Source organism: Anabaena sp. CCY 0017 (genome assembly GCF_963920885.1).
In the GTDB taxonomy this organism is placed as follows: Bacteria; Cyanobacteriota; Cyanobacteriia; order Cyanobacteriales; family Nostocaceae; genus Nodularia.
Genome location: NZ_CAWUDG010000014.1, coordinates 39,900 through 65,221, shown reverse-complemented (window position 1 = coordinate 65,221; position 25,322 = coordinate 39,900). Strand labels below are relative to the sequence as shown.

Sequence of the window (25,322 nt, the reverse complement as noted above, 5' to 3'; positions counted from 1 at the left end):
ATTTACGCCTACTTTTACTAGCCCGTGCTAATTACTACGAGTATCTATACCTCAATAAATTGCTGATAAAATCAGCCGCCTATTCCTCAAAATACCCAAAATGTAGGTTATGAATTTCTGGAAACAGGCATTATTAAACCTCCGCTTGATCAAACTGCGACGGTTTTTAGGCTCATTCTTTTATCCCTTGCAACGGGATGCTTTAGAGCGTCAGTTTCAGAGTTCGCCCATAGAAGTTTTTGCAGAAATTGGTAACATTCTCAGCGCTGAAATTACCGAAAGAGGTGGAAAATTTTACTTCCAAAATGTTGAATTGGAAATATGCTTTTTGGCTGAGGATCTAGTTCGGATTGATTGGCGACCCGGAGTGCTTCCGATTCCCTATGCGATCGCCGCTCGACAAGATTGGCCAGAAATAGCGGTAAAATTTCAGGAACTAGGCGATCGCTGGCTAATTTCCAGTGCAGCGCTGAAGGTGATTATATCCCTAAATGGGAGTGTGGAATTACAGAATGCCCACGGGCAAACAATCCGGGAAGAATTACCACCCCAGCAAAAAACCTCTGGTTGGCTACATCAGGCCAAATTGCGATCGCTTGAACATATTTACGGATTAGGAGAACGGGCTGCTCCTCTGAACCTCCGTACCACACCAGCCACCAGCAGTTATCAGATGTGGAACTATGATGCTGGAGGTAAGTATGGCCGAGGAACTGACCCACTTTATCTGTGTATTCCGGCTTATTTGGGTTTACATGACTTTGGCAGTTACTTAATCTTCTACGAAAATAGTTATAAAGCCACATTTAGCTTTAATGGTTATGCAGCAGCTGATTTTACAGGCGGAGCGCTGCGTTATTACCTCAGTGTTGGCACACCCGCCCAATTACTAGACCGATACACAGAATTAACAGGTCGTCCAGCCTTACCACCTCGTTGGGTATTGGGATATCATCAGTCACGCTGGGGATATGAAACAGAAACAGCAGTGCGAGAAGTTGCTGAAGGATTTATCACCCATGACCTACCATTAAGCGCTATTCATCTAGATATTGATTGTCAAGATGGATTTCGGGCTTTTACGATTAACCCGGATAACTTTCCCAAATTAGCTGATTTTAATCATGACTTGGTAGCCAGGGGAGTACATTTAATCGCCATTGTTAATCCCGGCGTGAAAGCTGACCGCAAAAGTGAATTCTTTGAAGAAGGTCGCGCCCAAGAAGTATTTTGCAACCTCCCAAATGGTAAACTCGTGATTGCTCCTGTCTGGCCTGGACTGTGCGCTTTTCCAGATTTCACGAACCCCCAAGCCCGCCACTGGTGGAGTCGTCAGTATGAATATCTGCTTGATTTAGGTTTTACTGGTTTCTGGCATGATATGAATGAGCCAGGCGTATTTGTTTTATGGGGAGATCCCAGTTTACCGCAGCACTCAACGCAGCATTTTTTGGAAGGCAGAGGTGGCGACCACAGGGAAGTTCATAATGTTTATGGATTACTCCAAGCTGAGGCTGCTTATGAAGCACTCAGTGAGTACAAACCAGAGTTACGCCCTTTCATTGTTTCACGGGCAGGTTGGGCAGGTTTACAACGCTACGCCTGGACTTGGACTGGAGATATTGAAACCAGTTGGTCAGGGTTACGCCAAACTATTCCGACAATCCTGAATCTTGGACTATCAGGGATTCCCTACAGTGGTGCAGACATTGGCGGATTTAAAGGTAATCCCAGCGCCGAACTGTATTTGCGCTGGTTTCAAATGTCAACTTTTTTACCATTTTTTCGCACCCATTCCGCCAATAATGTCAAGCCCCGTACACCGTGGGGCTTTGGTGAACCAACGCTGAGTATTGTCAGAGAATTCTTACAGCTACGCTACCAACTGATGCCTTATTTATATACCCTAGCCTGGGAAGCGAACCAAAGAGGATATCCTTTAATGCGTCCATTGTTTTGGGCTGATAGTGCAGACCAGGATCTTTGGGATGTGGAAGATGCTTTTTTATTGGGTGATGCCATGTTAGTTGCTGCCATTGTGGAGTCAGGCGCAACCTCTCGTTTTATCACGCTACCCCAAGGATATTGGTATAACTTTTGGAATGATACCTTATTGGAGGGCGCAAAAACAGTAAATATAGCAGCACCTATTGAGCAAATACCTCTACTTGTGAAGGCGGGAAGTATTCTGCCAATGTCGATAGGACAGCAACTTATACTTCACATTTACGCACCTATGACTCTAACTAGTGAAGGTCAGGTTTATAGCGATGCGGGAGATGGATATGGTGAATGGCGCTTAGATGAATTTTACCTGAAGTGCGATCGCGATATTCTCGAAATTACATGGCAACAGCAGGGAAATTATGCTTTTCCTTACAACACAGTTCAACTCCACTTTCACGGTATGGAGGTTCAACAAGCCTGGGTAGACTCTCGAAAAGTTAATTGCCAAAACAATTATTTAGAAGTTGAGCAGTTTCAGGAAGTTCGCTTGCAGGGTCAAATGAACTTACAGCTATTTTCAGGTAAATAGACCACCCGGTAGGGGCGCAAGGCCTTGCGCCCCTACGATAGATGTGGTTCAAATACATGAAAACTGCTGTAAATCAGGTATAAGCAGAAAAACAAAATCCACCTAAACTTTTGAGTGTTTGGTGGACTTGTTTTTGATTTAAGTGGATCCGAGCAGAGTCGAACTGCTGTCCAGACTGGGTATTTACCCCCCGCTCATTCACAGGTTTAGCCTTTCTAACCCTCAAGGCGGGAATCGTTCATTATCCCGAACGTAGGATGCTCTGATTAAGTCTTAGCTAACAAGCCAACCAGAGAACACTTGTTAGAGCGTCCGTTGGGGGTTGGTCTCTAGTCCTTAACGGAGTCAAACCAGAGACGCTCGAACCTGTAAGAGGTTTTTAGGCAGCTGCTACTAGAGCAGGCTTACGAGCAAAGCTAACGATGTTATTCGCATTTACTTTTTGTTTTGAGCCTTTGATTTCCGAGAGGAGACTCACTCTCGACCTGAATCACAGAGTAGCGTTCGCCAACCTGTCGAAACCGTGACGGACCCATAAGGTTTATATATTCATTATAATACGCCGTTTGGTAAATGTGTTGATAGCTAAAGAATTTTGAGATTTTTCCTTGAGGAAGTTTTAGGGGCGTGGCGATACCATGCCCCAAGGGATGAGAAGTTAAAAATCTCTATTGGTTTTCGTTAGCGACAACTTGGGGAAGTCCCATGCTGTAGTTGGTGACACGAGCCGAGAGATTGTAACTAATTTCCCCTTTTTGCAGGAGCGATCGCAAATAATGCTCCAGGTCTGAGCCAATGCGGCGTAAGTTATAATCTGTTAAATCAACGCCACTAGATGCTTCTACAAGTTCATCAAACTGGCGATAAACCTTTTGTAGAGCATCCTCATTCCAATTAAATTCGTTGTCTGGGTCAATATCCAAGGTTAAGACCTGATTGCTAGGAACCAGTTCGCCATCCCGGTCAATTTCTGCCGCGAAAATTCGGATATGCCGGGTTGTGGACTTGAGCAGAATCGGGTTGTCCATAAAAAGGCGTAAGGTTTGCTTTAATTACACTGCAATAATTGTAGACCTTATGCCAGGGCTTTAAATCAGTTATCAGTCAACAGTTAACAGTTATGGCGGTTTGCTTGACACTCTCCGGAAGCCAAGCCAGGGAGATTCTTGGTTCAACGAGTAGGGGCGGGTTTAGAGATATAGCAAAGTGCTGTATCAAGGTATTTAGACCCTCAAATGATTTTGTCACCCTCCGATCAGATAGATTCGCTAGAAGTTTTGATATTTTGTAACAATCTGGTTTGAGTTGTGCTGAATTATTGATCAACAGCTCTAAAATTTTCCGGTTGAATAAAACGTACATAGAGTAATTTTACTTAATTATCTTACAACTAGCTCTGGCTATAAAAAAAGAGACTTATTCAGGAATTTTTCTTACGTACAAATACTATCAATTAAGTAAAAATGCAAACGATTATTAATTGAAAAATAAAGTTGATGTAAACAGCTTTAAAAAAAGGGGACAAGTTCTTACAGAAACTTTATTGTATAAGATCCCAAAAACTGAATAATAGTTATGGTTTACCTAAAAGCACATCCAATTCAGGAATATCACGATGAACTCTTGAAGTCTAATGAGGAAAAAACCTAGGAGAGTGAATTATAGAATGCAATTGTTGTGGATTGAAGAAAGATTTTTAATTCCAGCACCGTGAATTAAAACAAAATATAACGTATTTTGGCTGAGGATATAATTCCTCACCCTCATGACCACCAAGTAAAAAAATCCTCAAAACTATGAACTCGAAAGCATTACCACGCCAAATAAATAATATCGAAGTCGGTGTTTATGAGTGCGAACTACATCTGAAGTTCCGGTTGGTTGAAGAAAAAAGCTTATTAGGCGATCGCGAGCAATTGTTACAGGTGTTGTTAGACGCATTGACAGAAGGCTCTGATGAGTTTCTGGAGATGCTACAAGCATCTGTAAAGGCGCAGGAAGTATCTGAGTTTAAGGCTTCACCTCAAATGCGCCGCCAGTTGATGCGCTTACGTAATGCTGTTGATAACAGTCAATAGTCAAAAAGCTAACAATCTCAACCTGTAATTGAGTAATAGCAAAATCATCAATTAGGTATAGAATGGTGAGCTTTTTAAAAGTTAGTCCATTGCTTCCTATGTAGTCTAATTTAGGGTCTGCTTGTATAACTTTACTCCAGGAAAACAAGCTATAGTTTAACCCACTCTTTGAGAAGCTCAAAATAGCATCTACACAGTATTTAACCGTTTGCACTACGGAAATGATAGGGTGTCTACTTTATAGACTAATACCTAGCTTTTAAACCAGGTAACAGTTTTTGAAGATTCAAATTTTAGTACCAGTGCTTTAACCAGGGTTTCGCTTCGATTTATCCAATTTTTAGGTAGTCAAGCTACCTGTGAAGTCAAACGTTAAAAGTGAAAAGAATAAATCTTTGATACTTGTAAATACCAGAACAATGAAGTTTGGCTCATACTCTCAGGGATTTTATTGGGCTAGTATTTTTACTCAGCACTGGCCCACACCCCGCTACGTTAACAGTAATTTAATTTTTACTGCGCCAGACCGTGTTCTAATGCAAAACGCACTAGCTCAGTGCGGCTATTAGTACCAGTTTTACTAAACAAACGACTGACGTATTTTTCGACGTTACGCACGCTGGTTTCTAAACGTCGGGCGATTTCTTTGTTCATTAATCCTTCGGCTACCAAATTTAAAACGCTTTGCTCTCTGGGAGTCAAATCAATTTTGAATGGGGCTGGGGATTGAGAAATTGCACTTCGTTGAGTTAACAAAGCTTTAATTTGAGCAATTTGATTAGCTAGTTCAGCAATGTCAATGGTTTCGCCTTCCTCACCAGTGCTTGTAGTCTTTTTAAGCCGGCGAGTCAGTAAATTTTCCACTATAGCCACTAATTCATCGGGATCGAAAGGCTTAGGTAGGTACGCATCAACACCTGCTTGGTAGCCCTGAATGCGATCGCCTGTCATCCCTTTAGCAGTTAAAAATACCACTGGGAGTGCTTGAAAACGGGGGTCATCTCGCAGTTGTTTCAGGAACTGATAGCCATCCACCTGGGGCATCATGACATCAGAAATCACTAAATCAGGTGTATTTTGCTGCATTAAATCCCAGCCTTCACGGGCGTTACTGGCAACTTGAACGCTGAAACCACTTTCTTGTAAGTAGTCTCTCACCGCTTCCCGTAATCCCGGTTCATCATCTACCAGTAACAATTGTGCTGACATTTAAGTTTTCCTGTGTTTACCTTGTTCCAATTTAGCGAAAGTCGGTAGGCATTGGTTAAATTTAGTGTTAAAGCCATTCAATATTTTTGGCCTTCTCTGGCAACTTAGCATCTCTTTGTCCCACAAACCGCGCTCTAGCAGTGAACAAACCAATGGGAGTATTTAATAAATCTACAACAGTGGCTTTACCTGCGATCGCCTGTAAAATATCCTTTGGTAGTTCCTTCAATAACCAACGCGCCAGACGATAACTATAATCTTTAGTTGTCATCCCTGACATGAGTTTCACACCGTGTAGTTCATGTAGATAGCGGTTAGAGCGTCCATAGCGTCGCCATTGACTTGCTAGTTCTGGGAAGGTGGTGCGGTGACGGTGCTGGATAATTGCATCTGGGGCAAATTCTAACCGCCCGATATTTGGCCGCAGAATCCGCCAACAAATATCAGCATCGCCCCCAGTGGTCAGATATGGTCGAAAAAGACCTGATTTTTCTAAAGCCGTGCGGCGAATTGCTAAATTAGCCGTCTGTCCGTAAGCACAAAAGGAATTAGCCAGAGTATGCTTCTGAGATAAAGTTTCTTCACGTTCTGCGTGTTTCTCTAAGAGAGTGTCCCCCGGTAGCGCGGCAATTTCCCCAGCCACAATTACCACATTTGGCTCAATAAAAGGCTGGATTAAGGAGTGTAGCCATTGCGGTTGAGGATGACAATCAGCGTCGGTAAAAGCGATAATTTCACCCACAGCAGCCCGGATTCCCGTATTTCGGGCAGCGTAAGAGCTTTGGATTTGGTTTTCGCTCAAAACCTTAATGACAGGAAAATTTTCCGCAGCTGCTTTCAATAAGCTCAGAGTGCGATCGCTGCTATTATTATCCACCAGTAAATACTCTACCCGGTCTTGAGAGTAAGTTTGCGATCGCAGACAATTGATTAATTCTGGTAAATCTGCCTCACCGTTATAAATAGGAACAACCACTGATACCATTGGCAAGAAGCTTTTGGTAGTGGTTGCATTAACTGACTGATTCATAGAAATACAAGATTTATAGGAATGGGATACTCAGAACTCAAAACTCAGCACTTTGCTATAGTATTCCCATTCCCAAATCCTTTGTTCTAAAATCTTAAATCCATAGCACCAGAACTCATCGGTTGGTTAGTTTGAGTAGCTGGAGGTTGAGCGAAGTTTTTACTTGACAATGCGGCGATCGCTCTGGCATATTGCGGATCGTTTTGAGTGCCAACTAAATTCGGATTAATCGCCAGCTGACGCTCTTGTGCTGCTGTCAAATCTAGTTTGATATCTGGTACAATTCCTTTTTTATTAATATCCGTGCCTTTAGGGGTGTAGTAGTGGGCAATGGTAACTGCCAAACCTGAACCATCTGCCAGTTCATGAACAGACTGCACCATTGCTTTACCAAAGGTTTGACTACCAATCACCACTGCTCTGTTATTATCTTTCAACGCCCCGGTCAGGATTTCGCTAGCACTAGCTGAATTACCATCTACGAGTATCGCCAAAGGTCGTTGAGTCAGGGCGGTACGATTGGCGTTAGTTACCTCACTACCTCCCGCACGGTTAACAGTGCGGACAATCCCGCCATCATCTAACCACATCCGAGCAATTTCAATGCTGGCATTTAACAGACCGCCAGGATTTCCGCGCAAGTCTAGAACAAACGCATCGGCTTTTTGATTGTTTAAATCTCTAATAGCTCGGCGCATTTGATCAGATGCATGACCACTAAACTCCCGCAATCGGATATAACCAACGCGACGATTTCCTTCTTGCTTCAAATCATAACGCACTGTTGGGACTTCAATCGTAGCCCGTGTCAGCTTCACTTCAACAGCACTTTGCCCCTTTTTTCCTAATTGCAGCGTTATGGGAGTACCAGGTTTACCACGAATTAACCCAGAGGCCTCTTCTATTGGCATTTTTTGAGTAGATTTACCATCAATTGCCAAAATCTCATCGCCTGCTTTGATTCCAGCCTTCAGCGCCGGAGAATTTTCGATAGCTTCCAAGACAGTTAGGCGCTTGGTTTGCTCATTCACTTCCATGCGAATCCCGATCCCGGAAACTTCGCCGGATGTTTGGCTGGTGAGAGATTGAAATTGTTGGGGGTCTAGAAATCGTGTGTAAGGATCACCCAGTCTTTGCAAAGCTTCGCGAATTGCTACATAAGCCTGTTCATTAGAAGTATATTCTTTACTTAACAAGCTTTGTCTAGTGGCTAGCCAATCTTGTTGATTAAAACTGCCATCAACATACTCACGATTTACCAATTGCCATACTTGGTCAACTAACGCTTTCGGACTATCTTGTAAGGCAGCAAGGACGCAGCGAGTCCAAGCAGAGCCAAATACGGAGACAGTGGCGGTTGTGGCAATCGCTCCACCAATCAAGACTGCTTGGAGAGGCGAGTAACGTTTCGCAGATTGGTTCATGTATATTAGTGGAATATAGTTGGTTGACAGTTTAGCAATCAGGCATTTGGGAAATTTTTCAATTTTTATACTTAATCTTCACTTATTTTCCCCGCATCATTTTCTCCTGATAATTTTCTGATAGTGGATTAAGGATGATTGCTGTGACGGTTAGATTTTTTAGTAGTCTAATATGTCACGATGAAGATACAGTAACGCTACTGTGACTTTATTGTGACAATTTTATAGATATTAGCTTTACACCCTATATTATTTTTATAAGATAGCACTTCGCTGACCTAATTGTAGGCTTTATCGATATTATTTAACCAAGCTTTTATTACATATCTCATGAGACATAAATTTACAAAAAATTCGTCAATTTCTCCCTTGCGAAAATTCCGAAAACAGTGGCAATGGCTACAAAAAATCGTTGGTGGCTTATGCTTGATATTTGGGGGTTGGCTAATTTTGACTACTATAACTCTAGTTTGGGCATCATCTGGGCCAGTCGATGCCTTTTTTGTGCTAGGTGGTAGTATTCGCCGAGAAATTTATGTTACCCAAATAACACAAAAATATCCACAAATTCCAGTTTTAATTTCTAGTGGTTCCCAACCACCCTGCATAAAGCTAATTTTTCAGAGGGAAGCAGCAGAGTTACAAAACGTTTGGTTAGAAAATTGTGCGACTTCGACTTTTGAGAATTTTTACTACGGAATTCCCATTTTGCGGCAGTGGGGAGTACATAAGGTGAAACTGATTACTTCACCCACTCACCTACCCAGAGCTAAATGGATGGCACAAATTCTCTTTGGCGCTCATGGCATTTGGGTTGAGCCGGATATCGTCGAAGAGCAAGGCATTCCAGGGAATTATGAATCTGGGTGGAAAACTGGGCTAGATGTCACACGCAGCTTATTTTGGGCAGTACTTAGTTACATTATGCAGCCACAATGCTCAAATGTCACCAGACTAGCTGAGGTAAATATGCAAGATTGGCAAAGCCGAGGTTTTCAGTGTGAACACCAGGGAGGTATAAGAGGAGAGGGGGCAGGGGGGAAGTAGAGGCAGGGGATTGTCTTAAAATTTAGTATAATTATACAGGTTTATTCGCGATCGCCATAATTGTCCCTAAAGGCACATCGGCAAAATAATTTTGCTGAAATTGTTCTTCGCGGATGGCTGCTAAAAATCTTTCTAAAGCTGCATCGTTAACCCCTTCTGAGTTCATGCTGGGATTCCAACTAATTTGCAAATCACGGTCTTGTCTTGTGACTGTAAACCCCAAAAATTTTAAAGCTTCGATTCCCCAAAATAAAGTTTGGTCACGAATGCCGAGTTTTTCTACAAGTTGGAAGCGGGTAACTGATTGATTTGTGCGACTCAGGTATTTAGCAATACCAACCAAAGTTAGCCAAATTTCCTGGGGTGGTTGATGATTGGGTTTAGACCAAGCGATCGCCAATTGTTGATTATTATAGAGACATCGCTTTAACGATGCACGTAAATCATCCCAGTTCGTTGGACAATTTTCCATCAAAACTGCTGAATGCTGATTTCTCAGTTCTGAGTATTCTTGATTTCGCCAATCTAATATCATCTGACTAGAAATGCCATTTATCGCGTCTGAATTCTCCACAGAACGCACGGCAATTAATCTAATTTCATAGCGTTTTTTAAAGGTATTGTAATCTAGTTCAGCAATGCAATCACACTTACCTAAAGGTAATTCATCTTTATAGTGTCCCCACCAAATCCCAGGAAATCGGCTTTTAGTAGACTCATCCCGAATATCAAAATCGGTTTTAATGTACTGCACCTTTTTGCCTTTCCAATCTTGCTGATTACGATGCCAAGAATTTTCAAACCAGCAGTTTTTAATTAACAATTTTGGTACAGGGTTTCCCATTCCACAAGGTTCCAGAAGTTTGAGTTCTAAAAATAACTCTTTGCCTAAATCGGCAACAGTTACTGTTAAATCTGCTTGTACTGTGGGCGTGAGAGTTGTTCCACCTAAAGATTGCCGTAACTGCTGATTAATAGCCTCTGTAAATAAAGGGATATTTTCTACTAATAAACTCAAACCTGCGGCAAAGGGATGTCCACCAAAACTATTTAACAGATGTTCCTGCTGTTTAACTAATTGGTATAAATCCACCGAATTAACAGAACGAGCAGAACCACGGGCTAAGGAGGGCGTAGGGGTAATATTTTCCCTTCTTTCTTCTGTACTTAATAAAATAGTGGGACGGCCTGTTTCTTGGGCTATTTGTCCAGCGACTAAACCTAATACTCCCGCTGGCCATTGGGTATCTTCTAAGACAATAACACTGGTAGTTGATAAGTCTAGCTGGGCAAGTTTTTGTGTTACTTGTGCTTGAACATCTTTTTGTAAAGACTTGCGGCGAGTGTTAGCGAGTTCTGTAACTTCGGCTAGTTGATGACAATGTTTAAGATTCCGGCTAGTTAATAACTCGACGCAAAAACGAGCATCGCCTTGAATGCGACTCACAGCGTTAATGCGTGGCCCTAAACCGAAGGAAATATCTGTGGGGCGATCGCCATTTCTCTGACATAATTCTAATAATCGCCCTACCCCTGGCCGTCGTCGGGCTGTAGGTGGTTGCTTTGAGTCAGCTTGCAGTCTTTGAATACCTAATTGCGCTAAATACCGACAGTCTCCACTTAACTGCACTAAATCGGCAATTAATCCCACTGCAACTAAATCGAATAAATCTGATAAGGGATTTTGGGGAATATTAGGTAAGGTTAAATAGAGAGCTTCAATTAACTTAAAAGCTACAGCCACGCCAGAAAGATGAAATAACTGATGTTCACTGGGTAAATAGCGGGGGTTGATAATTGCTGCAACTGGTGGGCGTTGTTCTGGTAATGTATGGTGGTCTGTAACTATGACATCTATACCTAACTGTTTAGCGTAAATAATTTCATTAATATTTGTGCTACCTGTGTCGCAAGTTACTATTAATTTACAACCTTGTTTTTTTAAATTATCAATTCCTGGACAATTGAGTCCGTGAGATTCTTTAAGACGATTGGGGATGTAGTAAGTTAACTGGGAATCTTGGTTAAAAAATTGTCCTAAACCATCCCATAAAACAGCAGTGGCGGTAATTCCATCAGCGTCAAAGTCTCCCCAAATGGCAATTTTATCATTGTTATTTCTTGCCTGTTGCAGTCTTTCTATAGCTAGCTGCATTTCTTCGCCAAATTCAAAGGGGCTGGCTGGTTGATACGTTTTATAGTTAGTAAAGGCTGCTAATTGTTGTTCGTCTTTAATTCCTCTTTGCCACAATAATTGTGCTGCATACAATCCGCTTGATGCTGGTGTATACTGTTTGACTATTTGGATGAACCAGTCTGGTGGTTGTTCAGGTGTCGCTATAATCCACTGCATTGAATTTATTAGAAATTAGATATTTAGTAAATTGAATAAAATCAATCAAACTATGTTAACTCGCATAAAATAATTGAAATTAATTCGTGTGATTTAGATAATTACCCTCAAATTTAGAGAGATACTTCTTGAATATCGACAAGATTTGGTAAATAGTTATTTTGATGTTCTGCGCTGGCTGGTGTGCGGTCGCAACGTGTGGCAAAATGACAATAATTACAGTGGTTACTATTTTTCGGTACTTGGGTAAATGGTTGATTTCTTTGGTAGTCTGCTAACCAATTTGTTAATTTCTTCAATAATTGATTAAGTTTTTTTGCTGTTTTTTGATGCTGGATATCATCGTAATTAAATGTAATATTTTGCGGTTGACCTTCAGACTGGACAAACCAGTAAGTCATAGAAATATTTTTGGGCAAATAGTTGCTTGTCTCAGCTAATACATACAAATAAAGACGTGTTTGCCAATTGTTTTCTAACTTGCGTTGATTTGGTGGTTTAGGATAGGTTTTCCAGTCGATAATTTGGGCTTTTTGACTATCTGCTATGAATAAATCATAAACAACCGTCAGCAAATAATTTTGAGTTTGCAGAATGCGGTAATGTTCGCTTTCACGGAAAGTTTGGGAGTCAGTTGGTGCTAAAATTTCTGGTGCTGCATTGGTAAAACCTGACATCCAGCTTTTTAGTTGAGTATCAGCTTCCAGGAAACTATCAATTGGTAAACCCATTTCTCGCTGTTGCATCAGCAAGTGGAACTGACTACCCAAAGTCTGGTGTTCTTCGTGTTCGGGATTTAAGGGCGTGTTGAGTTGTTCTAAGTAAGTGTGTTGGAATTTACGCGGACAAGTTTCTAGTAGGTTGAGATGTCCTTGAGATAGGCGTAATAGTGGAGATGTTTCTGACAGCATTCTTTTATTTTAGATGTAGAGACGTTCCAGGAAACATATCTACAGGGTTTTGACTACTTGGTGTCTTCGTGGTGCAAATTTACATCTGTGGTCAGGGCGCAAGACCTTGCGCCCCTACCGCATGGTCTATTTACCTGAAAATAGCTTTAGCGTCTGCTGTGCGCTGGGCTACCTGAATCAAAAAAATAAAAGGTGGAAGGATGAATTTTGCCTTTTCTTTCATCCCTCTACCTTTTTATGTACCTGATGCTTATTTAATGTTAGCCCGTGCGTCCCTGACTGCGGCAAAGAAAAAGAATCCGGTGAGGGGAATGCTCAATCCGAGGATAATTGCAGTTACCTGAACACCCAAATCTGGTTGTCCAGAGGTAAGTTCAAACACTGAACCGACGGCGGCGATCGCTGTTATGCAAGAACCACCCAGAAATAAACCGCTTTTTGGAGTTAAATACACTATATGTCCCCTATGCTACTGGTTTCACGGCTTGATAAGAGAAGCCATTTTTAGATAACTCCTGAGCCAAAGTCAAGGAATTATCCACACGATCTACAAATACCACGCCTTTGAGGTGATCCATTTCGTGCTGAATGCAGCGTGAGAGTAAGTCCGTAGCTTTGAGGGTTTTGGGACGGCCGTATTCATCTTTATAAGCAATTTCTACGGCTTCGGGACGCTTGACATCTAAATAAACGTTAGGAATGCTTAAACACCCTTCTTGGGCAACGCAGACTTCTTTGCTCATCTGTTTGATTGTGGGGTTAATCAATACCAGTGGCGGATGATCTGGGTTATCTGGTTCACAATCGATGACAATCAGTTGTTTATGAATTCCCACTTGAGGTGCAGCCAAACCAATGCCATCGCTACTGTACATAGTTTGCAGCATTTCGCGCACCAATTGACGAATTTCATCGTCTATTTTAGTAATTCGCTTGGCATCTTGACGCAGCACGCGATCGCCTAGATAGTGAAGTGTCAAGGGCGGATTTTTTAACTTTTTTTTCTCGACAGCAATTTCAGAGGGCATGATGATCAATGACTAAGTTGTGAAAATTCCTACTATCTCAATTCTATCAATCTCCCATAACCCCCTGTTGAGATGCAAAAATTCACCTGAAATAAAGATTATCAACGCAATTTAGATTTTGGGGTGCTGTGTGTTTAAATTTCTGACAAAACTTGACTATTTGCTCAAAGAGACTTTTCTCGGTTTGCTGCGGGGTGGTTGGATGAATTGGGCGGCTATCAGCACCGTCACAGTGTTACTATTTCTATTCGGCTTGAGTCTACAAACTTCTTGGCAAGTTGAAAAACTCCTGAATCAGTTTGGTAGCCAGTTAGAAGTTTCAGTTTATCTCGATCCAGATACACCAGCCCGCAGCATTGAGCCATTTATCGCCCAAATCCCCGATGTAGTCGGGATGCAAACCATTACGAAAGAAGAAGCTTGGACGAAGTTAGTTCAAGAATTAGGCATTTCCAATATTGATGGTGCTACCCAAGAGTTAGGGGATAATCCTCTAGTTGATGAGATTAAGGTAAAAGCTCGTAATTCTGAGGTTGTCCCAGATTTAGCCACTGAACTGGCTAAGTTACGGGGTGTGGAAACTGTGCAGTATATAGATGAAGCCGTCAAACGCGTTGCCCAGTTGCACCGGGGTTTAAATTGGATTACTTTGACTATTACAGTGATTCTGACTTTAACTGCGATCGCAGTCACTACTACCACCATTCGCCTGATTGTCATGGCGCGACGGCGAGAAATTGAAATTATGCAACTGGTAGGGGCGACATCTGCTTGGATTTATCTACCGTTTATTTTACAGGGAATTACATTCGGTTTAGTTGGTGGTGCGATCGCTTGGAGTTTCATTTCTTTAATCCAACAGTTTATCAGTAGGACTTTAGCGAATCAACCAGATTTTATCCAATTTATTACCAACGGTTTGCAACTTAGTCCCGCACAGGTTTTACTATTACCTTTAATTCTGTTAAGTTTCGGTGCAGTGGTAGGATTAATGGGCAGCTTGTTTGCTGTGCGGCGGTTTGCGAAGAATTAAAATTACAGCAATCAGGACTAAATTTATGGCAACTCAGTGGGAATCTTTACTGCAAAATCTCGGTGAATGGCAAGGTTCATTTACCCGATTCTCACCCCAAGGCGAACTTTTAGAAGATATCAAAAGTGTGGTGTCTTTGTCAGGATTAAATAATAACCAGACTATCCGCCAGATTGTCAGCCGCCAAGGACAAGAAGATTTAGTTTTAGAATACAGTTCTGTGGCTAAGAGTACGTTGTTTTTTGCCAATGGTGCTTTTTCCCAAGGTTCAATTCAGTTAGCACCATTTACAGAATTTGGGGCGGAACTTGGTTTAATTCATGAAAATCGCCGCTTACGTCTGGTGCAAATTTTTGATAAAACTGGACAGTTAGATAAAATAACTCTAATTCGCGAACATTTAGCTGGGACTGACGCAGTAGAACGCCCATCGTTACAAATAGATGACTTATTGGGAGAATGGCAAGGTGAAGCTGTCACCATATATCCAGATTGGTCTTCTCCAGATAATTACTCTACCAATTTAAAATTACAATTAGATGATACTGGGCGATTAATTCAAAGTTTAACTTTTGGCGATCGCACTATTACTTCCACTGGTACTATCCAAGGTTCAATTATTAACTTTGATAAAAATCCCCAAAAGCAGGTTCAAGTATTACTCCTCCCTGATGGTGCGTCTGTCACATCTCCGTTACAGGTGCAGTTGCGTCAACCTTTATTTTTAGAAGTTGGTTGGTTAATTCAGCCTAACTTGCGCCAGCGCATGGTTCGCAGCTACAACGATAAAGGCGAATGGGTGAGTTTAACATTAGTTACAGAAAAGAAAGAAGGAATAAATAAATAAATAAATAGCTAAATTAGACCCTTCCCCAATTGCTCCAAAAGCTGACGCACTGACAACACAGGTATTTTAGTATCAATTAAAACTCTCACTCAAGACGCTTCTCTACCCGACGTTCTTCTAGCATTGCTTTTACTTGTTCATCAGTTGGTGCTGGCTGATTTGTCTTCAACAAACCTTTCATTTGCTTGATAATGCGGTTCCGTTCAGGTTGTTGACTGGGGATATCTTGCAAATAATGGCGCAATGCAGTAACTACATTCTCTGCTGACTGGGGTTGAAATCTGTCTGCATGGAAATCAGCCAAACTTTGTTGAGCATCAGCAGCAATTTCTGCCCGACGACTTTCATGGTGGCGGTTTTGCAGAATTTTGATCAGCATTTCTTGCTGTTCGTAGGGTAATTGTAGAGCAATTTCTAGCACTTGGTCGAGGGTATTCATGGGATGCAATTATTGTCTCTATTATCCAAATCCAGCAGTGATTTTCAGTTTTATAGAATATTTAGGTGGAATCACCTCTAAATTACCTACTATTCTTGATTGTCTACCAGAACTTACTAAATCAAGAAAATCTTCGCAAGAACAACCTACACCTTTCATCATTAAATCGAATACAAAAAACCATGATAACGAACTTTGATAGACGTTGATAGCATCAACAAGCGCACCTAAATTAAACTCATACAGACTTTTTTGAGTTCTACTATCCCTTCCTGCTTGTATAGCAAGTACGTGTACATCCTCAATAGAAGCAAAGAGACACCCCAAACTAAGAATAGAAGCTTTATCACTTTCAATAAGTTCTTTGTATCTATGTAGACCCAAAGTGCAGTATAATTGCGATGTTATTGCATCTCTCACCATTTCTTTGTGTAGAATTTTCTGCTGTTCATTTTTCGGGATTATTTCTAAGGGTGGATTGTACATTAAGTATTTTACGCACTCACTACCACACCCCTTTTCTACATAAATTTGATTCAACTTTTCGAGGCGCTCGTGTTGCTCTGAATCAAAAGACTCGTACTTTGAATTAAAGTTGTAGTCACTATTTTGAGAGGGAAATAATTTTTTAGCCTGAATCAAGACACCTCTACTAAAACTATAGTCACGTTCTATGTAGTCTTTATATTCAAGTACAATTCCAAGATCAGATTGTGTGAAGTGCCTCTCTTGATATTTATTATAATCACTTGTTGAAATTGAAACATCAGCTTGTAAAAGTCCACAGTTTTGCTTTAAGTCATTATTCAAATCTGAAAGACTGTAGGTAAGATGATGTAACTGCGATCCATCCTCATCAAGTAGCTCACATAGAATTGAGGTTAGATGCTCTTCATCTGATAAAAAGCCAAGAGATAATCTCTTTGCCAAAAGCATATCCACACATTTAAAATACTTTGAAAAACATTGTGCTTCGTAAGGACGAAGAACTGGAATTTGAGGGAAGTGCATCTGAAGCTAACCTAGAATTTTGCTAGTTTAAATAAACTGATAAATTTTGTTATCTCTCAGTGAAATAGTATCTAATACTGAGTATGTCACATAAAATCTCACAGTTCACAATAAATCACAATTACGTTGCAACGCTTCCTTAAGTAAAGCCTGATACTCATCATCCCTAATACCGTAAGCCCCAAATCTTTCTAAATGGGGATTCATCATTTGGGCATCAAATAGTACAAATTGCTTTTGGCGTAACCGTTCCACCAACTTAACCATAGCCACCTTTGAGCCTTCAGTAATGCGGAAAAACATCGACTCACCAATGAACGCACCGCCAATTACCAGCCCTAAAATACCCCCAGCCAGTTCATCACCTTGCCAAGTTTCAAAACTATAAGCGTAACCATTCTGGTAAAGTAACCAGTAAATCTCTTGTAATTCTCGTGAAATCCAAGTAGTTTCGCGATTAGCACATCCAGCTACCACACCCTGAAAGTCACGGTTAATCGCCACAGTAAAACGTTCTTGATTGAGAACACGCTGTAACGACTTCGGGTAGCGAAACCGCTCATCCAAAGGAATCAAAGTGCGATCGCGACTTCCATACCATCCCAGGCCTGTATGATCATCAGCCATGAGAAAATAACCTTGAGCATAACCCCGAATAATAGCAGCGACATCATATTGCATAATTAAGCAAACAAGCAAAAAACCCCACAAAAAAACCCTCAGCGTACCTTTGCGTTTCCCTCAGCGTTCCTTTGCGTTTAAAAAAAGATGACTGAAGCAATTCCACCCATCACCTTACCACCCTCTAACAACCCCGATCTAGAAGGACAATGGTTGCAAGATTCCTTATTGAGGTGGCTAGACACAGAATTTTTACCAGAAATAGTCAATCAAAAAATCGCCCAACGTGCGGCGCAAATCTTTGTCCGTCAACGCATGGAAGGAGAAAACGACCTGGGATCTCTAGTTATAGCCATTGTCACAGAGATGCAGGCATTTGATTTTTCCAAAAGTTTTTATGGAGAGTTTGCGATCGCCAACGCCGTCAGCGATCTACTCTTAGACAGTCTAGGTATAGACCGTTGTTGTGGAGAATAGCTTGGCTGTGGTCATTAGTTCTTTGTCCAAACTAATGACCAACCACTACCAGCTAGACTTGACCACACCAGGTAAAAGACCTTGATGCGCCCATTCCCGTAGCACGTTCCGAGATAGCCCAAAGTCACTGTAGACACCTCTAGGACGACCAGTTACCCAGCAGCGATTGCGGTGACGAGTCGGCGCACTATTCCGGGGTAGCTGTTGAATTTTCCGGTGAACTTCCAACTTATCCAAAGGAGATACAGCGCTTTTGAACTCTTCTAATAACGCTTCTCGCTTGTCAGCGTACTTTTCTACCAACTTGGCGCGTTTTTTTTCGCGCTCAATCATACTCTTTTTTGCCATAAATTCTCTAACAGATTTAAAGACAGCATTTTCTATCTTACCGTGTCCCCATTAATTATAGGGATATTTTATTTTCCTTGTCCTGCAACTAATGTTTTACCAGCACTGGGGCATAAATCACTTAACTCACAAGCCTCACAGACAGGAGAACGGGCTTTACAAACAGCACGACCGTGATAAATTAACCGAATTGACCAATTTTCCCAATCTGGCTGGGGTAACAACTTCATTAAATCTTTCTCAATCCGGATTGGATCAGGAAATTTAGTTAAACCCAAGCGTTGGCTTAAACGCTTCACGTGAGTATCTACAGTCACCCCAGCATTAATACCATAAGCATGAGCTAGAACGACATTGCCAGTTTTGCGCGCCACACCTGGAAGCTGCAATAATTGCTCCATTTGGTTAGGAACTACAGAGTCAAACTCGCTGACAATTTTCCGACAAGCCCCTTGAATATTCTTCGCCTTATTGCGATAAAAACCCGTAGAACGCACCAAATTTTCTAACTCTTCTAAATCAGCATTAGCTAAACTAGCCGCATCAGGAAAGCGTGCAAATAAAGCTGGTGTAACTTTATTGACTCGCTCATCTGTACACTGGGCGGAGAGAATAGTTGCTACTAGCAGTTGGACAGGCGTGGAATAATTCAAGGAACAAGTTGCATCTGGATAGAGATGCTGCAAGCGGGCGAGAATTTCTAACGCCCGTTGCTTTTGGGATGGGGATTTCCGGCTCACACTCACTGGAATAACTTTTGTACCCAATCTAACTGAGAAGTTAACTGACTGGTTTCTTTGACGATCAGAAAAATACCTAGTCCTAAAAGTAGCACTAAACCAGTTTGCATCACACCTTCTTGAATCCGGTTAGGTAATGGCTTACCACGTACACCTTCAATCAGCAAAAATGCCAGTTGTCCGCCATCTAAAGCGGGTAAAGGCAAAATGTTGATAATTGCCAAGTTAATGCTGATTAAAGCGCCAAAGAAGAACAGACCACCTGTATCATTTTGGGCAATATTGGAACCAATTTGCACAATTTTAATCGGTCCGGCTACCTGACTCGCAGTTTCGCCGAAGTTAGTGATTAATTGCCCAAATCCTTGCACTGTCAGGGTGACAAGGCGCTGAAATTCGCTAGCACCAATGTTTAAAGCTTGTCCCACATTCTTGACAGGACGGCGGACAACTTCACCATTGGGAGCTAGTCCGATGCCTATACTACCTCCGGCTGGCTTATCTTCAGGAACTACATTCACCGACAGTTTTTGGTCGCCACGGGCAATTTCTAGTTGTACAGACTGACCAGGACTATTTTTAATGATGTCTCTGAAAGCTTCAATGTCTTTTAGCTCTGTGCCAAATTCTGTTTGGTCAGCTGCTAAGATGACATCTCCTGGTTGAATTCCGGCTGCTGTGGCTACAGAACTGACTTCTGGTGCTAGTTGTTGAATTAAAACTCCTGGGGCGCTGGCTTGTCCGACACCGATGAGGCTGACTTGAGTTACCAAGAGGAAATAGGCAAAGATTAAATTGGCGATGACTCCGGCGCTGATGACGATCGCCCGGTCGAAAATGGGACGGTTACGCAGCAAATTCGGGTCATTGGGGGGAATATCGCTATCTGGGTCATCGTCGGGAAAGCCGACAAAACCGCCCAAGGGAAACAGACGGATAGCATATTCGGTTTGTGGTCCTTGGTACTTCCAAAGAACGGGGCCGAATCCTAAAGAAAAGCGGTTAACGAGAATACCTTGAGAACGAGCTGCGGTAAAGTGTCCCAACTCGTGTACCAAGATCAGAACAGCCAAGACTGCGATCGCTGCTAAAACTGACATAGAGTAATTTAGTCAAAAAATTCGGATATTATTCTTATTGTAATAGTTAAGGAATGGCTAAAGAGTCTTAACCCATCCGCCGGGATCAGTGAAGGGCTGGGTTTAGTGAAGGGATGTCTACGACTACGCAATTGCAAATGTAATATGGAAAAATAGAGTTATACCTACGTTAAGGTACAATAAGGCACTATTTCATTAAATGAGTTTCAAGTTCAAGATATTTAGAGAACAAGCCATCAACACTGGCTAATTTTGCTTGATATTCCAGTGCTGTAGCGATAATCAAGCGGTCAAATGGATCTTTATGGATTGGAGATAACTCTACAGCACGGCACGCAATTTCCGCACTCAAGGGAAACAATGTAATATCTGTGGGTTTCAATGCCTCCTGAAACCATTCATTCATTAGCCGCACAGGGTAATTCCAGTCTTCCTCGCTGTTGTGCCAATGCAATTTCGTAGCAAGAAACTACCGAAACACCAACCTGTCCAGCCGTTTCGATAGCTTCTCTCCACCGAGTTGGAAATCGTGCAAAATCTTGAGTAACAAACCAGAACCAGATATGGGTATCGAGGACTATTACTTCAGACATTCCCACTCTTCTTCGTTAACAATAGGACTGATAATATCTCCCAAAGTTTTTCCCTTACCAGCAATAGAGGCGGGGGGAGTGCGCCTTTTTGTCGATGGGAAAGTTTCTTCTAGAATAGTGACAATCACACGAGCAGCATTAACTTGGGGCTGTTCCGATACCCATGTTACTTGACCGTTTTCATAAATAGCTTCGTAACTTTTTAGCATGGTAATCCAGGTGTCATTTACCTTTGCGCTCTCTTATTATAGTTTTATAGTTTGGCAGGAGTAACAAGTTACCACTGGTGCGATCGCTACGACGAGCAACACCTAAGCACTAACGCATTACTCGAATTTCTATTCCCACGCTCAGGCTACCCCATAAGCGATCAGTGGTGAGAACAGGTTGGTTAAGAAAAATACCTAATGCCAGACAGGCGCGATCGCCAAATGAAAGTCCGATTGATTTAGTCGCTGGACGCATCATTCCAGCCTTCAATGCGTGTTCTTCATTAAAAGGAATAACTTCAAGATTGAGATTGCCAAGAATTTGCCTAATATCTTCTGCCGGGATTCCTGCTTCTGATAACTTTGCTATAATCTCGGATAAGTTGACAGCACTAATGGCGGCATTGCCAATAAACTGCGAAATTTCTTCGCTACCAGTTTCTTGATTGAGCAAAGCTAAAACGGCTGAGGCATCCACCACAACTTCACTCACTCAAAGCCTCCAATCTTCGCTCCTGAATCAACTCTTCAGAAAGTTTTTTATTAGCAGGAATATATTGCCTGAAAAGATTTTGAGCATTTTTGACAGATGTTTGAACTCGCTCATCGATTGGTTTTTCATCTAGCACAAGCACAGCATTATACTCACCCACTGGCATATCTACGGGATAATTAACTAACAATGTTCCATCGCTGGTTATAGTGACAATTATTTCTAATGTTTTCATATTTAATTTATCTAGTTAGTCAGCCTCATAATTATATAAAAAATATAATGTCGCCTCAAGTTTTGTGCCTTAGCGATCGTACTATACCAGAGCAAATCCTAACTCACCACTCTAACTCCAGTTCACACTCCTCAATCGGCGTTGCTAGTCCTTCTCGAATCAATTCCCTCATCCCTGGTACGGACAGAAGATATAAAGTTTCTTGTACAGATGTCCAGTCAGTTTCAGACAATAACACTGCATTGCTACTTTGTCCTGCAATCACAATGGGTTGATGGGATTGATTTACGGAATCAATTAAATCCTGTAACTGCTGTTGAGCTTCATTGATGGGAATCATAAACCTCCATCTGTCTAAATCTCGTAATTTTTTAACATGGTAATCCATGTGTCATTTACCTTTGCGCTCTCTCATTATAGTTTGGCAGGAGTAACAAGTTAGCACGGGTGCGATCGCGCTGAGAATTTGAAAATTTACTCAGACTTAAATCACTATATCAACCAATATCTTTACGGGGAAAATTATCATGGATTACTTGCAACTGGCAAGGCATTCTCCCCTGGCTTAAAGGAGATACTCTTTAGTTGTTCGTTGAATTCTACATTCAAACCAAGATCATTCCCTAAGTAAAATATAAAAATTTGTAGCGATTTTCCCAAAACAAGTATCTGCTCATAATCTAATTGACTACAATTGGCTTGATGTGCCACTAGATGGCGTTTTCTTATCAATGATTCAATATTATCACAATGTTCTTTTCCTTTTTCTTCTGCGAATTTTTTTACAGATATATTTATCAAATCAAGAAATTTTTCTACTTCATCAAGAGAATTGAAATTCATATCTTGATATAGAAAACATCTTACTTCTTCTTCAATAAGTGACTCGATATTATGTGGGCGTTTATCTACTAGTTCTAACAAAGAAACCTTTATATTCCTGCTATTAAGCCTAGGATATCTTTTGAGGACAATTTTCAGAGATTCATCAGCTAACAAAAACCACTGTTTAAGAGCTATACACCGTAGAAATTCTTCTAAAGTAGCGTGTAAGAAAACAACACCACAGCCTAACAAATCATTACGTATTTCATCAGCTTCAATTTTTTTTGAAAGTTCGATAAGCCGTTTTGCTCTCCACAAATTATCTAATGTGTAAATAAATTCTTCTTTCACTGGGCAAATGCCTTATATTTTATAAATTGAATATGTATTAGGTAAATCTCTGTAGAGACGCAATATAAAACGCCTCTACTTTTGCATCAAAGCAGGAAATTACAAAACCTCCCGTCCTAAAAATGGTTGCAACACCTCCGGTACTTTAATCGTCCCATCTGGCTGCTGATAATTCTCCAAAATCGCTGCCATAGTTCTACCCACAGCTAAACCAGAACCGTTTAAAGTATGAACAAACTGCGTCCCCTTCTTACCAGCTTCTTTAAAGCGAATATCTGCCCTTCTTGCTTGGAAATCTACACAATTAGAACAACTGGAAATTTCTCGATACTTCCCAGAAGAAGGCAACCATACTTCTAAATCATAAGTTTTTGTTGCCCCAAAACCTAAATCAGCAGTACATAAATTAATTACCCGATAAGGTAATTTTAAAGCTTGTAAAATTGCTTCGGCATTTACTACCAGTTTTTCTAATTCATCAAAAGAAGAACTGGGATGAACAACTTTTACTAACTCAACTTTATTGAATTGATGCAGACGAATTAAACCCCGCATATCTCGCCCATAACTTCCCGCTTCTCGACGAAAACAGGGCGTATAAGCACAGTGATAAATTGGTAACTCTTCCGCAGCTAAAATTTCTCCCCGGTAAAGGTTGGTAACGGGAACTTCTGCTGTGGGTATCAACCACAATTCATCATCAGCACATTTAAAACTTTCTTCCGCAAACTTTGGTAACTGACCGGTTCCGGTTAAAGCATCAGTATTGACTAATAACGGCGGACTAACTTCTACATAGCCGGCTTCTGTTTGCGTCTTCAGCATAAACTGAATTAATGCCCGTTCCAAAGCCGCACCCGCACCAACGAGAGTGACAAACCGACTTTGGGCAACTTTTACAGCTCGCTCAAAGTTGAGAATACCCATTTTTTCGCCGATTTCCCAATGGGGAATAATCTTCGGGTTTTCAGGTAGATATTCATCACCCCAGCGCCGCACTTCTTGATTATCATCTTCACTTGTGCCTAGAGGCGTGAACTCACTGGGTAAATTAGGGAGTGCTAACACCAGTTGCTCAATTTCGGCTTTGAGAGCTTTTTCTTGGGGTTCTAGTTCACTTAATTGGGCTTTAAGGTCGTTACCTTCGTCCCGCAAGGCTTGAATTTCTGGAGATTTAGGATCAGTACCAGATTTAATTTTCTGTCCTACAAGCTTACCAATTTCGTTACTGCGGGCTTGAAGTTTACTGCGTGTCCCTTCCAGTTCCCGTTGTTGCTTGTCTAACTGTAAAATCGGTTCGATGTCGTATTTACCACTACGACTGTTCAAACGTTCTTGGATTAATTGGGGATTTTCCCGTATTTGCTTAATATCCAGCACAGATTTTTCTCGGTTTTTTGCCTAGGGTCTTCTTGCCAAAACATCAGCATATCCTGATTTTGGCTTGGTAGGGCAGGAATTGCCAATCTAACAATTTCGCTCTGCTAATCTTGCTCAAGCTAAAAAATTCTATATTAATTCTGATTTTGACTAAAGCTTTCAAGTCCGGGTAATGCGATTAAGCAGCCAAATCGACACTGCAAGCCCTGCAAAGTGGGCTGAGACGGTGTTGATATTTGCCTGGACTACCAGCATATCTAAACCGCTAATAATCCGCGTAGGGTCAAATAATTGAGTCGTTGCGGCTTGGGGAGATATTGACCTGGCTACCAATGTCCCCACGATCGCTTGTGAACCCAATAATGTCACTAGCATTCCGACTAAATTAATCCACAGTCCCAGGCGTAATACTTGCAAGCTTTCACTTTTTCGAGGGCGGTTACTGGGATTTGAGGATTGCAATTTATTACCAATTCTGGTGTAGCGAAAAGCTATATAAATACCGCCACCTAAAATCAGAATTCCGCAAACTGCTAAAAATACACCAAACCCAGTTCCCGGATTATTGCCTGTGGCATTTCGTTGCTGACTAAATATTGCAAATAGCAGCACAATAATTGCAGAAACAACGCCTAGGACTAATTGAATCCAAAAGCTAATCCAACCAGTCAGGCGAAAGGTTTGGGCGATCGCGCGGAGATTAGACGAAGACGATGGAGTGTCGGGGTTTTCTGACATACTGATCACTAATGCGCTAAGGACTTGTTAAATTTAATATCACAATTACCAGATAAAATGTCAGTGTTGAATGCTTATTTGATTGTGTATACCAGTATCTAGGTTTTATCCCGACATTTTACATAGCTGATTTTCTCAGGTTTTGTACTGGGATAATCACTGTAAAACAAAGTGTTTATTAACTTTTGCAGACAAAACGGCATTTTGCTTGTAAAATTTCTTCGATGGCATTTTATGCTTAGGCAGTTCTCACCAGTTTGGCATCA

Annotated in this window: 29 protein-coding genes and 1 other RNA gene; 6 read left to right on the top strand and 24 right to left on the bottom strand. The window is 41.4% G+C overall.

The window, feature by feature from the left end; genetic code table 11:
- Positions 1–109: 109 nt before the first annotated feature.
- The gene (locus ACM0OW_RS16805) at positions 110–2,536 is read left to right on the top strand and encodes a TIM-barrel domain-containing protein (RefSeq protein WP_414551304.1); all 2,427 of its coding nucleotides are present in this window, start codon (positions 110–112) and stop codon (positions 2,534–2,536) included.
- A 140-nt stretch (positions 2,537–2,676) separates the two neighbouring features.
- On the opposite strand, the gene ssrA is transcribed toward ACM0OW_RS16805, so the two are convergent.
- Positions 2,677–3,070, bottom strand: a transfer-messenger RNA (tmRNA) gene (gene ssrA, locus ACM0OW_RS16800).
- 134 nt (positions 3,071–3,204) lie between these two features.
- A complete protein-coding gene (locus ACM0OW_RS16795; RefSeq protein WP_414551303.1) occupies positions 3,205–3,564 on the bottom strand; it encodes an NAD(P)H-quinone oxidoreductase subunit M in 360 nt (119 codons plus the stop codon).
- A 768-nt stretch (positions 3,565–4,332) separates the two neighbouring features.
- Between ACM0OW_RS16795 and ACM0OW_RS16790 the strand changes: the two genes are divergently transcribed.
- Positions 4,333–4,614, top strand: coding sequence for an Npun_R1517 family heterocyst differentiation transcriptional regulator (locus ACM0OW_RS16790; RefSeq protein ID WP_414551302.1), 282 nt, complete (start codon positions 4,333–4,335; stop codon positions 4,612–4,614).
- Positions 4,615–5,127: 513 nt separating this feature from the next.
- On the opposite strand, the gene ACM0OW_RS16785 is transcribed toward ACM0OW_RS16790, so the two are convergent.
- The 3 genes from ACM0OW_RS16785 to ctpB form a co-directional block, all read right to left on the bottom strand.
- Positions 5,128–5,823 carry a response regulator gene (locus tag ACM0OW_RS16785; RefSeq protein WP_414551301.1) on the bottom strand — a complete coding sequence of 232 codons (696 nt, stop codon included), beginning with the start codon at positions 5,821–5,823 and terminating at the stop codon, positions 5,128–5,130.
- A 67-nt stretch (positions 5,824–5,890) separates the two neighbouring features.
- A complete protein-coding gene (locus tag ACM0OW_RS16780) occupies positions 5,891–6,853 on the bottom strand; it encodes a glycosyltransferase (protein WP_414551300.1) in 963 nt (320 codons plus the stop codon).
- Between the two features lie 86 nt (positions 6,854–6,939).
- A complete protein-coding gene (gene ctpB / locus ACM0OW_RS16775) occupies positions 6,940–8,277 on the bottom strand; it encodes a carboxyl-terminal processing protease CtpB (protein WP_414551299.1) in 1,338 nt (445 codons plus the stop codon).
- Between the two features lie 330 nt (positions 8,278–8,607).
- Between ctpB and ACM0OW_RS16770 the strand changes: the two genes are divergently transcribed.
- Entirely contained in the window at positions 8,608–9,324 is a 717-nt protein-coding gene (locus ACM0OW_RS16770; RefSeq protein WP_414551298.1) for a YdcF family protein, read from the top strand.
- A gap of 31 nt (positions 9,325–9,355) precedes the next feature.
- Here ACM0OW_RS16770 and recJ read toward each other — a convergent pair whose 3' ends face one another.
- The 4 genes from recJ to def form a co-directional block, all read right to left on the bottom strand.
- The gene (gene recJ, locus ACM0OW_RS16765; RefSeq protein WP_414551297.1) at positions 9,356–11,677 is read right to left on the bottom strand and encodes a single-stranded-DNA-specific exonuclease RecJ; all 2,322 of its coding nucleotides are present in this window, start codon (positions 11,675–11,677) and stop codon (positions 9,356–9,358) included.
- A gap of 113 nt (positions 11,678–11,790) precedes the next feature.
- Complete coding sequence (locus ACM0OW_RS16760; RefSeq protein WP_414551296.1) at positions 11,791–12,588, bottom strand: PD-(D/E)XK nuclease family protein; 798 nt, start codon at positions 12,586–12,588, stop codon at positions 11,791–11,793.
- Positions 12,589–12,838: 250 nt separating this feature from the next.
- Positions 12,839–13,042, bottom strand: coding sequence for a hypothetical protein (locus ACM0OW_RS16755; RefSeq protein ID WP_323211666.1), 204 nt, complete (start codon positions 13,040–13,042; stop codon positions 12,839–12,841).
- Positions 13,043–13,052: 10 nt separating this feature from the next.
- Entirely contained in the window at positions 13,053–13,616 is a 564-nt protein-coding gene (def, locus tag ACM0OW_RS16750; RefSeq protein WP_414551295.1) for a peptide deformylase, read from the bottom strand.
- A gap of 130 nt (positions 13,617–13,746) precedes the next feature.
- Here def and ACM0OW_RS16745 point away from each other — a divergent pair, with 130 nt between their 5' ends.
- Positions 13,747–14,649 (top strand): cell division protein FtsX, encoded by a 903-nt coding sequence (locus tag ACM0OW_RS16745; RefSeq protein WP_414551294.1) that lies wholly within the window; start codon positions 13,747–13,749, stop codon positions 14,647–14,649.
- A 25-nt stretch (positions 14,650–14,674) separates the two neighbouring features.
- The gene (locus ACM0OW_RS16740; protein ID WP_414551293.1) at positions 14,675–15,496 is read left to right on the top strand and encodes a DUF3598 family protein; all 822 of its coding nucleotides are present in this window, start codon (positions 14,675–14,677) and stop codon (positions 15,494–15,496) included.
- An 85-nt stretch (positions 15,497–15,581) separates the two neighbouring features.
- Here the strand turns inward: ACM0OW_RS16740 and ACM0OW_RS16735 are convergent, their stop codons facing one another.
- From ACM0OW_RS16735 to aat, 3 genes are all read right to left on the bottom strand, one after another.
- Entirely contained in the window at positions 15,582–15,935 is a 354-nt protein-coding gene (locus ACM0OW_RS16735) for a hypothetical protein (RefSeq protein ID WP_414551292.1), read from the bottom strand.
- 21 nt (positions 15,936–15,956) lie between these two features.
- Complete coding sequence (locus tag ACM0OW_RS16730; protein ID WP_414551291.1) at positions 15,957–16,946, bottom strand: hypothetical protein; 990 nt, start codon at positions 16,944–16,946, stop codon at positions 15,957–15,959.
- Between the two features lie 105 nt (positions 16,947–17,051).
- Entirely contained in the window at positions 17,052–17,627 is a 576-nt protein-coding gene (gene aat / locus ACM0OW_RS16725) for a leucyl/phenylalanyl-tRNA--protein transferase (protein ID WP_414551290.1), read from the bottom strand.
- Positions 17,628–17,714: 87 nt separating this feature from the next.
- Between aat and ACM0OW_RS16720 the strand changes: the two genes are divergently transcribed.
- Positions 17,715–18,044, top strand: coding sequence for a hypothetical protein (locus tag ACM0OW_RS16720; RefSeq protein WP_414551289.1), 330 nt, complete (start codon positions 17,715–17,717; stop codon positions 18,042–18,044).
- Positions 18,045–18,089: 45 nt separating this feature from the next.
- Here ACM0OW_RS16720 and rpsN read toward each other — a convergent pair whose 3' ends face one another.
- The 12 genes from rpsN to ACM0OW_RS16660 all read right to left on the bottom strand — a co-directional run bounded on the left by rpsN (position 18,090) and on the right by ACM0OW_RS16660 (position 25,056).
- Positions 18,090–18,392, bottom strand: a complete 303-nt coding sequence (gene rpsN / locus ACM0OW_RS16715; RefSeq protein WP_006195501.1) for a 30S ribosomal protein S14 — start codon at positions 18,390–18,392, stop codon at positions 18,090–18,092.
- 68 nt (positions 18,393–18,460) lie between these two features.
- Positions 18,461–19,159: an endonuclease III gene (gene nth / locus ACM0OW_RS16710; protein WP_414551288.1), complete on the bottom strand. Its 699-nt coding sequence runs from the start codon at positions 19,157–19,159 to the stop codon at positions 18,461–18,463.
- Positions 19,135–20,232: an RIP metalloprotease RseP gene (gene rseP, locus ACM0OW_RS16705; RefSeq protein ID WP_414551287.1), complete on the bottom strand. Its 1,098-nt coding sequence runs from the start codon at positions 20,230–20,232 to the stop codon at positions 19,135–19,137. Before rseP ends, nth begins: the two co-directional genes overlap by 25 nt.
- A gap of 187 nt (positions 20,233–20,419) precedes the next feature.
- Positions 20,420–20,638 carry a type II toxin-antitoxin system VapC family toxin gene (locus ACM0OW_RS16700; RefSeq protein WP_414551286.1) on the bottom strand — a complete coding sequence of 73 codons (219 nt, stop codon included), beginning with the start codon at positions 20,636–20,638 and terminating at the stop codon, positions 20,420–20,422.
- Entirely contained in the window at positions 20,631–20,825 is a 195-nt protein-coding gene (locus tag ACM0OW_RS16695) for a type II toxin-antitoxin system VapC family toxin (RefSeq protein WP_414551285.1), read from the bottom strand. The genes ACM0OW_RS16700 and ACM0OW_RS16695 overlap by 8 nt, the downstream gene beginning before the upstream one ends.
- Complete coding sequence (locus tag ACM0OW_RS16690) at positions 20,813–21,034, bottom strand: hypothetical protein (protein WP_089091194.1); 222 nt, start codon at positions 21,032–21,034, stop codon at positions 20,813–20,815. The genes ACM0OW_RS16695 and ACM0OW_RS16690 overlap by 13 nt, the downstream gene beginning before the upstream one ends.
- A 109-nt stretch (positions 21,035–21,143) precedes the next feature.
- Positions 21,144–21,527 carry a PIN domain-containing protein gene (locus ACM0OW_RS16685; protein WP_414551284.1) on the bottom strand — a complete coding sequence of 128 codons (384 nt, stop codon included), beginning with the start codon at positions 21,525–21,527 and terminating at the stop codon, positions 21,144–21,146.
- On the bottom strand, positions 21,520–21,762 hold the full coding sequence (locus ACM0OW_RS16680; protein ID WP_414551283.1) for a hypothetical protein: 243 nt from the start codon (positions 21,760–21,762) through the stop codon (positions 21,520–21,522). The genes ACM0OW_RS16685 and ACM0OW_RS16680 overlap by 8 nt, the downstream gene beginning before the upstream one ends.
- Before the next feature lie 103 nt (positions 21,763–21,865).
- Positions 21,866–22,102 carry a type II toxin-antitoxin system Phd/YefM family antitoxin gene (locus tag ACM0OW_RS16675; protein WP_414551367.1) on the bottom strand — a complete coding sequence of 79 codons (237 nt, stop codon included), beginning with the start codon at positions 22,100–22,102 and terminating at the stop codon, positions 21,866–21,868.
- Between the two features lie 185 nt (positions 22,103–22,287).
- Positions 22,288–22,938 carry a HEPN domain-containing protein gene (locus tag ACM0OW_RS16670; RefSeq protein ID WP_414551282.1) on the bottom strand — a complete coding sequence of 217 codons (651 nt, stop codon included), beginning with the start codon at positions 22,936–22,938 and terminating at the stop codon, positions 22,288–22,290.
- Positions 22,939–23,037: 99 nt separating this feature from the next.
- Positions 23,038–24,318 carry a serine--tRNA ligase gene (gene serS / locus ACM0OW_RS16665; protein WP_414551281.1) on the bottom strand — a complete coding sequence of 427 codons (1,281 nt, stop codon included), beginning with the start codon at positions 24,316–24,318 and terminating at the stop codon, positions 23,038–23,040.
- Between the two features lie 159 nt (positions 24,319–24,477).
- The gene (locus ACM0OW_RS16660; RefSeq protein WP_414551280.1) at positions 24,478–25,056 is read right to left on the bottom strand and encodes a DUF3611 family protein; all 579 of its coding nucleotides are present in this window, start codon (positions 25,054–25,056) and stop codon (positions 24,478–24,480) included.
- Positions 25,057–25,322 lie beyond the last annotated feature (266 nt).